This window comes from Burkholderia arboris (genome assembly GCF_902499125.1).
In the GTDB taxonomy this organism is placed as follows: Bacteria; Pseudomonadota; Gammaproteobacteria; order Burkholderiales; family Burkholderiaceae; genus Burkholderia; species Burkholderia arboris.
In genome coordinates this window covers 147581-160427 of the sequence record NZ_CABVPX010000009.1, presented here as the reverse complement: position 1 = coordinate 160427, position 12847 = coordinate 147581, and the positions used below count along the sequence as shown (strand labels likewise).

At 67.0% G+C, this 12847-nt stretch carries 13 protein-coding genes and 1 pseudogene; 8 read left to right on the top strand and 6 right to left on the bottom strand.

The window, feature by feature from the left end:
• The first annotated feature begins 10 nt into the window (after window positions 1-10).
• Complete coding sequence (locus BLA15945_RS13655; RefSeq protein WP_174992624.1) at window positions 11-1444, top strand: MFS transporter; 1434 nt, start codon at window positions 11-13, stop codon at window positions 1442-1444.
• A gap of 99 nt (window positions 1445-1543) precedes the next feature.
• On the opposite strand, the gene BLA15945_RS13650 is transcribed toward BLA15945_RS13655, so the two are convergent.
• On the bottom strand, window positions 1544-2917 hold the full coding sequence (locus tag BLA15945_RS13650; protein ID WP_233464211.1) for an APC family permease: 1374 nt from the start codon (window positions 2915-2917) through the stop codon (window positions 1544-1546).
• A gap of 102 nt (window positions 2918-3019) precedes the next feature.
• Complete coding sequence (locus BLA15945_RS13645; RefSeq protein WP_233464210.1) at window positions 3020-4579, bottom strand: carboxylesterase/lipase family protein; 1560 nt, start codon at window positions 4577-4579, stop codon at window positions 3020-3022.
• Between the two features lie 174 nt (window positions 4580-4753).
• Here BLA15945_RS13645 and BLA15945_RS13640 point away from each other — a divergent pair, with 174 nt between their 5' ends.
• From BLA15945_RS13640 to BLA15945_RS13625, 4 genes are all read left to right on the top strand, one after another.
• Window positions 4754-5305: a TetR/AcrR family transcriptional regulator gene (locus tag BLA15945_RS13640; protein WP_059237878.1), complete on the top strand. Its 552-nt coding sequence runs from the start codon at window positions 4754-4756 to the stop codon at window positions 5303-5305.
• A gap of 367 nt (window positions 5306-5672) precedes the next feature.
• Entirely contained in the window at window positions 5673-6005 is a 333-nt protein-coding gene (locus tag BLA15945_RS13635) for a DUF2322 family protein (RefSeq protein WP_059237879.1), read from the top strand.
• A 70-nt stretch (window positions 6006-6075) separates the two neighbouring features.
• Entirely contained in the window at window positions 6076-6945 is an 870-nt protein-coding gene (locus BLA15945_RS13630; RefSeq protein WP_174992622.1) for a PASTA domain-containing protein, read from the top strand.
• A gap of 144 nt (window positions 6946-7089) precedes the next feature.
• Window positions 7090-7722 carry a LysE family translocator gene (locus tag BLA15945_RS13625; RefSeq protein WP_059237880.1) on the top strand — a complete coding sequence of 211 codons (633 nt, stop codon included), beginning with the start codon at window positions 7090-7092 and terminating at the stop codon, window positions 7720-7722.
• Window positions 7723-7752: 30 nt separating this feature from the next.
• Here BLA15945_RS13625 and BLA15945_RS13620 read toward each other — a convergent pair whose 3' ends face one another.
• The 3 genes and pseudogenes from BLA15945_RS13620 to BLA15945_RS13610 all read right to left on the bottom strand — a co-directional run bounded on the left by BLA15945_RS13620 (window position 7753) and on the right by BLA15945_RS13610 (window position 9805).
• On the bottom strand, window positions 7753-8433 hold the full coding sequence (locus tag BLA15945_RS13620; RefSeq protein ID WP_059237881.1) for a YebB family permuted papain-like enzyme: 681 nt from the start codon (window positions 8431-8433) through the stop codon (window positions 7753-7755).
• Window positions 8434-8558: 125 nt separating this feature from the next.
• Window positions 8559-9119 (bottom strand): annotated as a pseudogene (locus BLA15945_RS13615) (hypothetical protein); the annotation flags it as partial.
• A 227-nt stretch (window positions 9120-9346) separates the two neighbouring features.
• On the bottom strand, window positions 9347-9805 hold the full coding sequence (locus BLA15945_RS13610) for an Lrp/AsnC family transcriptional regulator (protein WP_059237883.1): 459 nt from the start codon (window positions 9803-9805) through the stop codon (window positions 9347-9349).
• A 125-nt stretch (window positions 9806-9930) separates the two neighbouring features.
• Here BLA15945_RS13610 and BLA15945_RS13605 point away from each other — a divergent pair, with 125 nt between their 5' ends.
• The 3 genes from BLA15945_RS13605 to surE all read left to right on the top strand — a co-directional run bounded on the left by BLA15945_RS13605 (window position 9931) and on the right by surE (window position 11946).
• Window positions 9931-10665 carry an AzlC family ABC transporter permease gene (locus BLA15945_RS13605; RefSeq protein ID WP_059237884.1) on the top strand — a complete coding sequence of 245 codons (735 nt, stop codon included), beginning with the start codon at window positions 9931-9933 and terminating at the stop codon, window positions 10663-10665.
• A complete protein-coding gene (locus BLA15945_RS13600; protein WP_059237885.1) occupies window positions 10658-10966 on the top strand; it encodes an AzlD family protein in 309 nt (102 codons plus the stop codon). Before BLA15945_RS13605 ends, BLA15945_RS13600 begins: the two co-directional genes overlap by 8 nt.
• A 200-nt stretch (window positions 10967-11166) precedes the next feature.
• Complete coding sequence (gene surE, locus BLA15945_RS13595; protein WP_174992621.1) at window positions 11167-11946, top strand: 5'/3'-nucleotidase SurE; 780 nt, start codon at window positions 11167-11169, stop codon at window positions 11944-11946.
• A gap of 67 nt (window positions 11947-12013) precedes the next feature.
• Here surE and BLA15945_RS13590 read toward each other — a convergent pair whose 3' ends face one another.
• Window positions 12014-12835, bottom strand: coding sequence for an SDR family NAD(P)-dependent oxidoreductase (locus BLA15945_RS13590; RefSeq protein WP_174992620.1), 822 nt, complete (start codon window positions 12833-12835; stop codon window positions 12014-12016).
• Between the last annotated feature and the right edge of the window lie 12 nt (window positions 12836-12847).

The following is a 12847-nucleotide window of genomic DNA, read 5'->3' as shown; positions in this document are numbered from 1 at the left end:
GGGATTGCCCGTGAACCCGACGCTTCGTCCTGCTTCCACCGGCGCGGCCGATGCCGTCGCGCCCGCCCGGCACCGCCTCGTGCTGCCGGCCCTGTGCATCGCCGTGCTGATCGCGCAGATCGACACCGCGATCGTCAATCTCGCAACCGAACCGATCGGCGCGGCGTTCGGCGCGCGCGTCGGTGCGCTGCAATGGGTCATCGACGCGTACAACCTCGCGTATGCGGTGCTGCTGCTCACGGGCGGCCTGATCGGCGACCTGTTCGGCCGGCGGCGCGCGTTCGTGCTCGGCGCGACCGTGCTGAGCGGCGCATCGGTCGTGTGCGCGCTCGCGCCGACGCTCGGCGTGCTGATCGCGGGCCGCGCGCTTGCCGGGGCCGGCGCCGCGCTGCTGATCCCCGCATCGCTCGCGATCGTCCGCGTGACCTGGCGCGATCCGGCCGGACGTGCGCGCGCGCTCGGCATCTGGGCCGCGTGCGGCGGCATCGCGATGATCGTCGGGCCGACGCTCGGCGGCGTGCTGATCCCCGCATTCGGCTGGCGCAGCATCTTCGGCATCGTGATTCCGTTCAGCGTCGCCGCGATCGTGCTGGCCAGCGCCGTCGTGCCGGAATCGGCCGATCCGCAGGGCCGGCGCTTCGATCCGGCCGCGCAGGTGCTCGGCGCGATCGCGATCGGCTGCGTCGTGTTCGCGACGATCGACGCGCGCCACGCCCCGCTGCGCGCGGTGCTGCTGGTCGCGGCTGCGGCTGCCGCCGTCGCGCTGTTCGTGCGGATCGAACGGCGGCTCGGTACGGCCGCGCTGGTGCCGCTCGACCTGTTCGCGAACCGCGCGTTTCGCGGGATGCTCGTCGGCAACGGCACGATGACGTTCGGCGGCTACGGGATGTTGTTCGTGCTGCCACTCGCGTGGCAGAGCCACCACGTGCTCGACGCCACCGGCGCGGGCCTCGCGCTGCTGCCGATGTCGATCCCGTTCGCGCTCGTGTCGTTCGGCTCAGGTGCGGCCGCAGCCCGCGTCGGCGGGCGCACGGCCGGTGCGGGCGGGGTCGCGCTGATGGGGATCGGGCTCGCCGCGATCGGCATCGGCGCAGCCGGCTCGACGGACCCGCACGCGCCGATGCTGCTGTGGGCCGAGGCGGGGCTCGCGCTGACGGGTACGGGGCTCGGCCTCGCCGTCGGGTCGCTGGCCGCGACGGCCGTCGGCGCGGTCGATGCCGCGCGCGCGGGCACGGCCGCATCGCTGATGAACGTGACGCGGATGATCGGCGCGGTGTTCGGCGTCGCGATGCTGGGCGCGCTGTACGACGCGTGCGGCGGCGATGCGACCGGGTTGCGGGTCGCGATGCTGACGGGCAGCGCACTGCAGCTCGCGGGCGCGGCGCTCGCGTGGCGCACGGCCGGTGCCAGCGTGCCGACCGGTACGACACGACCGGGCGGATAAGTGCTCGAGATCCGTCGTTCCGGCGATCTCCGGACACGCATCATTAATTTGTATACCTAATCAAAAGGAGATCGCCGGTTCCCGCAATATTCCGCGTGATCAGCTGTCGCTCAGGAAGCGTCCCAATCGGGTATAGACCGTCGGCCGCGCATACCGCAGCCACGCCGCGAAGATCGCACCGATGACAGCGATCGCCGGTGTCGTCCACGGCAGCATCGACACGACGACCGACGACGTACCGGCCATCAGCGAGACGTTGCCGATCATCGCGTACAGGAAGTAGCCGAATCCCGCAAAGCTGATGGCCGGGAAAACAGCCCACCGGACAAACCGCGTCTCGCGCTCGCGACGGGCGGCGAAGAACCGGATGACCGCGAGCGCGGTCAGCGCCTGCACGCACACGATGCCGATCGCGGACGGAATGCTCAGATACGGTGCGATCACCATGACCGGGTCGACACGATAGAGGGCAAACAGAACGATCATCGTGACCATGATCGTCGACTGCATGTTCGCAGCGCGGATCGGAAGCCCCTTCTTCACGCTCAACCGCGCAAGCCACTCGAACGCAATGCCGTCGCGGCCGAGCGAATACCAGTAACGCACGGTCGCGTTGTTGAAGCTGATGATCGCGGCCAGCATGCTGGTGATCAGCAGCGCATTGGTGACCACCACCATCTGCTTGCCGAGTACCCGCTCAGTCACGGCGAACCACAGATCCGCCGGGGACTTCACCGCAAGGGCAACGACTTCGGCATAACCGAACGCATTGGACATCTGTACCGTCGACACCACGTAGATCGCCATGATGACCGCAACGCTGACGTACGTGGCGATCGGAATCGACCGGCTCGGGTTCCGAACGTCGTTCGCGTAGATCACGGTCGTCTCGAATCCCATGTAGGCCACCACGACGAACACGAGTGAGGTGCCGAACTTCGCGGTGAATACATTCGCGGGATGCAGCGGTGCGAGACTGAAGTGCTCAACGCCTCCGCCCGTGGCAGCCACCTTGATGTTGAAAGCGACGATCAACCCGATCTCGACGATCATCAACAGGAACAGCACCGCGCCATTGAACTGCACATTGTTGATCGCGAACACGTGCACGACAACCGCCGCGCCCAGCGTGCCGAGCCACCACGGCACGGTCACGCCGGTCAGCGTGCCGATGAAATAGCTGATATAGAAGCCCAGCAGTGCATAGCACGCGAGCGTGATCACGAAATAGGATGCGACAGCCATGAACGCGGCTCCCACGCCCGCCGGCCGGCCCAGACCTTGCCCGACGTAGGCATAGAGCGCGCCGGCATGACTCACGTGGCGGCTCATCGCCGTGAAACCGACCGCGAAGAACAGATAGATCAGCCCCACGCAGAGATAGGAACCGGCGATCCCGATTCCGTTTCCATACGCAACGCCATACGGCACGCACCCGATGAGGCTGGTGAGCGGCCCGTTGGTGGCAAGCACGAAAAATACGATGGCAATCCAGTTCAAAGGCCGCGTGGGTGCGGATGCAGGGGTGGCCGCTGACGTCTCCATGGTGGTTCCTTGTCGATGAGGGGAGGTGCATTACAAGCCCGCGTGCCCGGCGAACAGCGCTCGCCGGCGCTCGGCATCGGGATCCTGGTCGATGCGGCAGGTGCGGTCGAAAATCCGTATCGAACGCGCCTCCGTCGTGTAAAGCGGCCACACCGGGGCGCCGCGCGCCGATGGATCTCCGTATCGGGCGAAATCGGCCCATGCGCGCCGCATGCGCGCGGCCAGTTCGAACCGGTCGCCTCGCGTGTCGCCCGGATACCGGTTGCCCGGAAAATCCGTGCTGTCCCAGGCCGGAAGCGCGTAGTCGAGCGTACCGAATACGAAAGGGATCTCGGCGCCGTGAATGGCGTAGCTGCCGCCGCAGCACGGGAATTCCCAGTCGAACCGGTACATGAATGTGTCCGCCCGCCGGCTGTTGCGCTCCGCCAGCGCCACCGCGGGCATCCAGAACACGGCGTCCGTCAGGTCCCGACCGATCGTGTCGGGTTCGATTTCATGGGTACGCCATGCGGCTCCCACGGTTGCCGTCACCTCGTCCGGGCCGGTGCTGAACGGCCGGACACCGTTCTCCAGCGCGTCGCGATGGCCGGTCGAGTCGAGCGAACCGTGCGCGAGCAACCCGGGTTCCAGAAAGTACGCCGCCTCGTGACGCGTCGTGCCGATCATCATCGGTATCGACGGGCTCCGGCTTCTCGACGCATCGATGACGACACCATCGTCGACGGGCCAGAACGCGGTATAGCCATGACGATCGAACAGGCGTCGCACGGCTTCGAGCACCCGCTCCTCCGGCATCCCGTCGAGCGATCGCGCATCGGCGCCCAGCATCGAAAGGAATTCACCGGCCCTGGCGTTCGCCTGCTCCCGCGACAGCATCGTGAGAAACGCGCCGCTCTGAATGATGGCCTTGTGATACAGGCCGTCGGCTGACGGCATCATCGTCAGCGCGCAGATCTTCCCGCCACCGCCTGATTCGCCAAACAGCGTGACGTTGGTCGCATCGCCGCCGAATGCGCCGATGTTCGCCGCGATCCACTCGAGCGCCAGCACGATATCCTGCTGTCCCACGTTCGCCGCGTGCGAATAGCGGGCATCCTGATCGCACAGGTACAGGTAGCCGAACGCATTGAGGCGATGGTTGACCGACACGACCACTACCTGCTGCTCCTCGGCGAGCATGCGCCCGTCGTACAGCGGCAGGTTTGCGGAACCCGACAGATACGCGCCGCCATGCAGCCACACCATGACGGGCAGACGATCGCCACGCGCGGCCGCGACCGGCATCCAGACATTGAGGTTCAGGCAGTTCGCCGAATGGCCTCCATCGAACTGCCAGGCCGGCAAGTCGTCATTGAACTGCGGGCATGCATCGCCATAAGTGCAGCAATCCCGGATTCCGTCCCATCCCGGTCCGGGCGCAGGCGGCTTGAAACGCAGCTCGCCATTCGTTGGCCTTCCATACGGAATGCCAACGAACCGGATGCTGTCGCCCATGTGGGCGCCGCAGACCTTCCCTTGCGAAAGCGTCAATACGCAGTCGAGACGTTCGGCGCATTCGTCGATCGCGGAGAAACTCGTGTACTCGTTCATCGTTCTATCCAGGCCGGGGCAGATGGGATTCTGATTGGCGTGCGTCTTATGTACCGTCCAGCCGGTACAGTAACGAAATCAAAAAAAATGGCAAAGGGAATTTGTATAATGCACCGTCCAGCCGGTACGGCTCTTTTCGAATCATTTTTACCGCAGTATTCCGCCAGATAGCATATGAACAATGAAATCAGCGATACAAAGAGAAAAATATTCGAAGCGTCGCGAAACATCCTGCAAGACAAGGGCATCCTGGGATTAACCCTTGCAGAGGCCGCGTCGGTTGCCGGCATCAGCAAAGGAGGACTGCTCTATCACTTCTCGAGCAAGTCCGAGCTTCTGGCCGGGCTGCTTCACTTCGAAGCCACCACCTTCGAGCGGGCAGTCACCGAAGCCGCACAGGCCGATGGGCAGCCAGGCGCCTGGACGCGCGCCTACATCATCGCGAGTTCCGAACAGGCGCTGCAAGGGAGAAGCCTTTCCGCCGTGATCGGCAGCCTGCTTCTGGAACCCGGCCTGCTGCCTGTTTACGCGACGCATGCGGCGCGCTGGGCAGAATTGCTGAGCCGCGACCAGTTGCCCGAACGCACCGCTCATATCATCCGCTTCGCGGTGGAAGGGCTGTGGTTCGACGAAGTGTGCGGACTGCGTCCGCTGGGCCCGGCGCAGCGCGAGGCATTCGTCAACTCGCTTCTGGCCATGACACGTCCGGCCGCCTCGGGCCAATAGCCCGCTTCGGAGCGCGCACGCTGGCGGGGCTCGCGAATCGTCGCCCGCGATCACCACTGGCCTCTTCTGTCGACTGCAAGCGTCCTGCCATGCCGCCCACGGTTACGCCAGTGCCAACGACGCGGGGAAGCCTCTGCTGCGCCATCGGGCGCGCCAGACCCGGCCGGCGCCATATTTGCCCTGTCGCGTCAGTCATGCGCCCGGATTCAGGTGCCGTTCACGTCGCCTCGTCCCCGGCGAATCCGTGCCACCGAAGGCGAAGCGCTGTCGAGTCCTCCGCCGCGCCGGCCAGTTCGCCGAAGCCGATCGGATAAGATACGGCCGGCCACGCACTTTGGCCCATGACCGAACCGACGGAGTGTTTTCAGTGATTCAACCGACCCCAGTATTCAAGGACAACCTCGCGCAACTGCCGGCCATCGACGGCGTCGCGCGCATCGATCTCGTCGGCGCGAACGGCGACGTGGTCGCGACCATCGAGAACCAGCCGGGCAAGCAGGGCTCGCTCGCGGTGTACAACTATCTGCGGCAGGCCTTCGGCACGCTCGACGCGAAGGCTGCCGAGCATGGCCTCGCGGTGTTCGCCGAGCATACGGCCGACGCGCGTAACCGCCCGGGCGCGCACCCGAACGTCGATCGTCTGCTGGCGATCGTCGACGGCGGCGCAGCGCTGCGGATCGACGTCGTCGCGAAGGGCTGAGTCGTTGGCGGCACGCGCGCGGAAAATCGCGATCGTCGCGTTCGCCGCCCTTTCGACGAAGACTGCCCGCGTGTTCCGCTTCATCGCTCCGGCCTTGGCCCGCCGTCTCGCCCCTGCAGCCGCGATCGCGGCCGTTGCGTGCGCCGCGCTCGGCGGCACGGCATCGGCCGATACGCTGCGCACGGCCTCCGAGATCGCCGGCGCATCGCTGGTGCCGCTCGGCGTGCTGCCGCATTCGCCGGAGAACGGGTCACTCGATCCGTTTTGCCCGCAATATCGCGCGAAGACCACCACCGCGGCCGGCCGCGAAGTCGCGAAGCGCAACTGGATCGTGACGTCCGAAGCGCCGCTTGGGCGCTACACGGTCGTGACGTTCTCGAGCGGATTCAGTGCCGGCACGAGCGCGATCTGTTTCGCGCGCAACGGCAACGTCGGTGTGTTCGACGGCACGACGCTCGTCGCGCTCGGCTATACCGCTCGCAAGGCCGGCTGGCAGCTCGGCTCGGCCGATCGTCTGGACAACGGCGCGCTGCTGATCTGGGGCGGCGACGGCCCGGCGCCGCCCGTCGGCGAACTGCATGAAGAGAACGGGAGCCTGCGGCTGACCCGCGTCGCCGCCGAAAGCACGCACTGCAACGGCCGCGCGGTCGTGCCGAACGTGTACGGCAAGCCGCTCGACGCGGCACGCAAGATCCTGATCGCGCATGGCTGGCAACCGCTGCCCCCGCGCGAGAAACCGGACGCGATGGACGGTGCGGCAGCGCTCGCAAAGCACGGCATCATCGAAGCCGAAGCGTGTTCAGGCACCGGCATGGGGTATTGCGCGCTGCGCTACCGGAACGCGGCCGGCGTGCTCGGCGTGACGACAGTCGGCGGCGAGCCGGACAAGCCTTCGGCGAACACCGTGATCGACTATCAGGTTGCTTGCCGCAAGCAGTGACGGGTGCGCCGATCGCGCGCGCATGATGATGAGTCACGTTGCGATCTGCGACGCCTGACCATCATCCGCTCGCTCGATTGACCGGCTGCGCGCGCCCTCCTAAACTGACCTCCCTTTTACGTCGCATCGACAAAAGGGACTGCCATGATCGACCTCTCCACGCTCGCGCTATTCTCCGGCGCGTGTCTCGCGCTGACGGCCACGCCCGGCCCCGACATGCTGCTGATCGCGTCCCGCAGCGTGAGCCAGGGCCGGCGCGCAGGCTTCGCCACGCTCGCGGGCATTCAGGCCGGCACCTACTGCCACGCGCTCGCGGCGGCACTCGGGCTGTCGCAGCTCTTCGTCGCGGTGCCGCTCGCGTACGACGCCGTGCGCTTCGCGGGCGCCGCGTATCTGCTGTATCTCGCGTGGAAAACGTTCCGTTCTGATGCGACCGCGCTGTCGCCCGTCGCGTCGCCACGTCGCCACTCGACCGCAACGATCTTCCGTCAGGGGCTGACGACGAACCTGCTGAACCCGAAGATGGCGCTGTTCGTGCTCGCGCTGTTCCCGCAGTTCGTGCGGCCCGAGCACGGTTCGATCGCCGTGCAGATTCTCGTGCTCGCGACGGTGCTGAACCTGATCGGGATCGTCGTGAACGGCGCCGTGATTCTCTCCGCGAGCCGGCTGAGCCAGCGGATCGGCGCGCGCCGCCGGCCGTCGAAGCTGCCGCAGTATCTGCTCGGGTCGGTGTTCGTGGGGCTGGCGGCACGGCTTGCGGTGGCGGGACGGAACTGAGCACGGGCGGTGCGGCGATACACGTGCTCGTCAGTCGGCTCGATCGTTACCCGGATCGCGTGTATCCACCACCACCCGCAATGCGCCGCTGTCGAGCAAGCTCGCCGGCGTCACGGTGCGGCGACGCCACGGAATCCGGCCGAAGTACCAGATCTTCCAGAAACCGAGCGGATGATCGGGATTCCGGCGCAGCAGCATGTCGAAGGTCTCGACGTCGCCGAGCACGATCCGCGTCGCATCGCGCACCACTTCGCGCACGAACCGCGAGCAGAACTGCCGGCGCGACGCGAGATTGAAACCCGTGTCGTAGACCACGCCGATCCGGCGCATCGCCGCGTCGACGAGGCCGCGCCGCTGCGCGGCGTCGAGCGGCTGCCTGAGCCGCGCGATCACGCATGCGCCGCGGTCGGAGCGCGCGAGAAATCGCGACATCGTCGTCACGCGCGACAGCGGAAACGTGCTCTCCGCGATCAGCGCCTCGCCGCCGCGCTCGCCGACGATGATCCCGACGTGATTCGTCCATGAGCGCGTTGCGCTCGCCACCTCGAGAAACGGCCGCACGGTTACACGGATGAACACGATGTCGCCGATCTCCGGGTCGACCGGCAACGGCGTGTCATGCGTTTCGAGAGAAGCAACGGAGAAGAAACGCCGCCGGCCCGCGCCGGGCGAGCGGACCAGGAGCGGCTGGCAGCCAGTGTCGACAACCATACGGACCTCGCGCGAGTGGTGATGGCGCGAGCATGTCAGCAGCGGCCGGGCTCCGCATCCGCTTCGTGTGCGAGGGTGGGGTTTCGCGCCGCCCGGTGCCGGATTTCGATACCGGCGTGAAGCGTCGCGCCGAGCGCCACGCGCAGCCGCTCCATCAACTGCGTGTAATGGCGCAGCACGTCGTCCTTCGGCACGACATTCGCGGTCGCGAAACGGTCGGACCACGCCGGCTTCCAGTCATAAGAACCATGCACGCTGCGATCGCCGTCGGGCGCCTGGATCAGCGAGCGGATCCGCGCGTCGCGGCCCGGGCCCGTATGCACGTCGAACAGCGCGTGAATGTACGTGTGATACGCGTCGTACACGTCGTCGTCGAACAGGTAGCGGTAGATGTGGAACGTGCGGTCGAGGTCGCGCTTCGCACGGATCACGTCGTCCGGCGAGATGTCCTTCCAGTAGCCGATCCACGTGTAGAAGCACAGCAGCGCATTGAGCTGCGGCGCGACGGCATCGTACAGCGCCAGCCGCTTCTCGATCAGCCGCTGGTTGGTCCACTGCACGAGTTCGAGCCGCTTCAGCCGGCGCGCGACGAGCCAGCCAAGACACGCGACCGACAACGGCGTCAGCACGCCGAGCACGAGCTTGACGATTTCCAGCGAATTCCACGGATTGTTGAATGGCTGCATGAATGGCCCGACAAGAAGAAACGCACTCGCTTCAACGCATGACCCGGCGCGGCGCGCCGTGTGCCCGGTCGCGTCGAGACTGACCGTTAGTTGCTTGCGCATCGAACGTTGCACGACGCACGACTGCACCGGCAACCCGTGCGATGCGACTTACCCCGCCAGTTTATCCGCCGATTGTCACCGCGCCATGACCATTCGTCGACGCGCCGCCGCCTACCCGCGTCGCACTACGTCGGCAACGCCGACGTGAGCTTGACCTTCTGCATCGGAATGTCGGTCTTCACGCTGAGCACGCCCGGAATGCGCGTGAGGTATTCCATCTGGAAGCGCCGATAGTCGTCGATGTCGGCCGCGACGACGCGCAGCAGGAAATCGCAATCGCCGGCCATCAGGTGGCATTCGACGACTTCCGGCATCTGCTGGACGGCCTCCGAGAAACGGTTCACCGATTCCGCGTCCTGCCCCTTCAGCCACACGCGCGTGAAGATCGTCAGGCCCTTGCCGACCTTCGCGGGATTCAGCACGGCCACGTATTTCTCGATCACGCCCGCTTCCTCGAGGAGCCGCACGCGCCGCAGGCACGGCGACGGCGACAGCCCGACCTCGTGCGCGAGTTCCACGTTCTGCATCCGGCCGTCGCGCTGCAGCGCGCTCAGGATCCGGCGGTCGATAGCGTCAAGTTTCATTTGGCATCCGATTCCAAAAAATTCATGTATCACGCGTTCAATGCCAAATTCTGAGAAAAATCTGGCCACAACGCAACCCGATTCGAGTCAAAAAAGCAGACAATCCCTCCCCCGAAGGAGGAGTAATGAGCAGTAGCGTTTCAACGTCGTCCGGGCTTCGCGACAAGCCCGCCTATGTCGCCGAGATGGGTCGCGGTTTGCGCGCGGCGCTGCCCGTCATGCTGGGTTTCGTGCCGTTCGCGCTCGTGCTGGGCGCGCAGGCCGCGCAGAAAGGGCTGAGCCTGTTCGAGGTGCCGATGATGACGGGCCTGAACTTCGGCGGCGGCTCGGAATTCGCGGCGATCCATTTGTGGACGTCGCCGCCGCACATCGCGCTGATCGTCGCGATGTCGTTCCTCGTGAATTCGCGCCACATCCTGATGGGCGCCGCATTCGAGCCGTACATCCGGCGCCTGCCGCGCCGCCGCGCGTTCATCGCGCTGTTCTTCATGTGCGACGAGAGCTGGGCGATGTCGCTCGCCGACGCCAGGGCGCGCTCGGCCACGCACATCAGCGTGCCCTATTACGCGGGCATCTGCATGGGGCTCTACCTGACGTGGATCTCGATGACGACGCTCGGCGCAGCAGTCGGCCCGACGATCGGCAACGTCGAGCAGTACGGCTTCGACATGGCGTTCACGGCCGTGTTTCTGGTGCTGCTGCGCGGGATGTGGAAAGGGATGCGCGCGAGCCGCCCGTGGTTCGTGAGCCTCGTCGTCGCGGCGGCCACGCATCTTGCGTTGCCGGGCGCGTGGTACGTCGCGGCCGGCGCGTGCGCGGGACTGATCGCCGCGCTGCTGTGGGAGCCGCGCGATGCCTGAGCTTCCGGATTTCAGCACGGTCGCGACGATCGTGCTGATGGCGTCGACGACGTATCTGTCGCGCATCCTCGGCTACGTGCTGCTGCGCAACCGCACGCTGAGCCCGCGGATGGCGTCGGTGATGGAGAACGTGCCCGGCTGCGTGCTGATCTCGGTGATCGCGCCGGCCTTCGTGTCGACGCGCCCCGCCGACCTGCTCGCGCTCGCGATCACGCTGCTCGCCGCGACGCGCCTGTCGATCCTGCCGACCGTCATCGTCGGCGTCGTCTCGGCCGGCCTGCTGCGCTACCTGCTCGGCTAAGCGGTGCCGGCCCGCCGCATCGCCGGCACATTCGACGACGAACGGGCGCACGAGGCGCCCGTTTTCACGTCCGCGCCGCCGAACGCCGGTGGCGTGACACGACGATCCTCACGCCGCGGTGCTAGCCTTGTGGTTTGCGCCACGCAGGCCGCGGCGCTGCACTCCCCCTCTCATTGTCCATCTCCGCGAGGATCGTCCCGATGCAAGCAACCCGCCCGCTGTTCGACCGTGTCCTGCTCACCAACGACGACGGATTCGACGCCCCCGGCCTTGAAGTACTCGAACAGGTCGCCACGCAACTGGCGCGCGAAGTGTGGATCGTCGCGCCGGCGGAAGACCAGAGCGGCACGTCGCATTCGCTGAGCCTGCACGAACCGCTGCGCGTGCATCGCAAGGGCGAGCGCCGTTTCGCGGTGCGCGGCACGCCCGGCGATTGCGTCGCGATCGCGGTCAGCCACCTGATGAAGGATGCGCGGCCCGACGTCGTGCTATCGGGCGTGAATCGCGGCGCGAACCTCGGCACCGAAACGGTGTTTTCCGGCACGGTCGGCGCCGCGATGACGAGCATGCTGGTCGGCGTACCGGCCATCGCGCTAAGCCAGGCGTTCACCGATCGCAACGCGGTGCCGTGGGGCACCGCACGCGCGCATGCGCCGGACGTCATCCGTCGGCTCGTCACCGCCGGCTGGGACAGCGATGCGTGCCTCAACGTGAATTTCCCGCCGCGACCGGCCGACGACGTACGCGGCCTGAAGGTGACGAACCAGGGCGCCGGCACGCTGCAGGGCGTCGAGATCGTGTCGGGGCGCGATCCGCGCGAGATCGACTATCACTGGCTGAGGCTCGCGCGTGCCCCGCGCGACGACGATGCGGATTCGGAAACGGTTGCGCTCGGCGAAGGCTACATCGCGGTCACGCCGCTGAAGTTCGAGCGCACGCACGACCAGGCGCTCGCGCGGTTGCGGTCGAACCTCGGCTGATCGCCCGACCCTTCCGATCGCCCCGGCGGTTGCGCACGCGACGCGTGCGCGCCGCTGCATCACCCCATCACGTCAGGTTCAATCCGCCGTCGAGCATCACGATCTCGCCCGTCACGTAATCGGATGCGACGAGCATCGCGACCGTCTGCGCGATGTCGTCCGGCGTCGCCGCGCGGCGCATCGGCGCGCGCTCGCGCCACAACTGCTGCGCTTCCGTCCAGTCGGCAGTCAGCGGCGTATCGACGAGCCCCGGCGCCACGGCATTGACGCGGATCGCCGGCGCGAGCGTACGCGCGAGCAACCGTGTCGTGTGATTGAGCGCGGCCTTCGCGGCCGCATACGGAATCGACGCGCCCTTCGGCCGCACGCCCGCATGAGAGCTGACGTTCACGACGCACCCGGCCCGCCCGTGCGACGCGGCCTCGCGCAGCGCGGCCTCCGCTTCGGCGACGAGCCGGAACGGCGCGATCACGTTGATCTCGTGCATCTCGCGCCACACGTCGGGGGTGGCCGCCGCGAGGTCGTCATGCGGAATCACGCGGCTGACGCCTGCATTGTTGACGAGCACGTCGAGCCGCCCGTGCACGGCAAGCGCGCCGCGGATCAATCGCACGCGCTCCGCATCGTCCGCAAGATCGGCCTGCACGTAGGCCCCGCCGAGTTCGCGCGCCATCTCGCGCCCGGTGCTGGCCGAGTGGCGCGAATGCAGGATCACCGCGTAGCCGTCCGCCGCCAGGCGGCGCGCGACGGCCGCGCCGATCCCCGACGTCGAGCCGGTGACGAGCGCAACCGGCCGATGCAGGCGCGACGCGCGCGGCTCGCCGGCGGCTTCGGTTTCAGGGGCCGTTTCGGCAATCGGGGCAGACATCGGCGGGAGCGGCGCGTCCATATCGGGGAACCC